Raw genomic sequence first — 474 nt, forward strand, 5'->3', positions numbered from 1 at the left:
ATCTTGTCGGTCATGGTTGACCTCCTGGTGCCTACGTCGGGAGGCCCTTGTGGGGCCGCGTCCGACGTTGTTGGAGTCCTACTCTCAGCATCCCCCTTTGGGCGGGCGGCGCAAGCGGGTGAGTGGCGTGCCCTAGTTCGCGAGGAGCAGCGCGACGATCACGACCACCGCGAGGACCGCGAGGCCGGCCGGGTACAGCGCGGGACCGCGCATGTCGGGGTTGCCGAAGTCGCCGTACTTGACGTGAAAGGCGGTCGCGCCGAGCATCAGCAGCAGCAGTGCCGCCGCCGCGACGACGCCCAGCGGCCACCAGAACAGCCCGACCAGCACGGCGACCGAACCGGCGATCTCTGCGGCCCCGATCGTGCGGACCTGGTTGGCGGTCAGACCGCGGTCACGCAGGGCGGTCCAGGCGGTCCCGCGCAGCCGGACCTTGGGGACGGCCGCGCCGAGGGCGCCGATCGCAAGAACGAC

1 protein-coding gene is annotated in these 474 nt (G+C 70.9%); it reads right to left on the reverse strand.

The annotated features are described in order from the left end of the window. Window positions 1–132: 132 nt before the first annotated feature. Window positions 133–474: DoxX family protein (locus AC1DYG_RS19540; RefSeq protein WP_477641513.1), on the reverse strand; the 342-nt coding region annotated here is incomplete at its 5' end.

This window comes from Pedococcus sp. P1_H8, assembly GCF_056405175.1.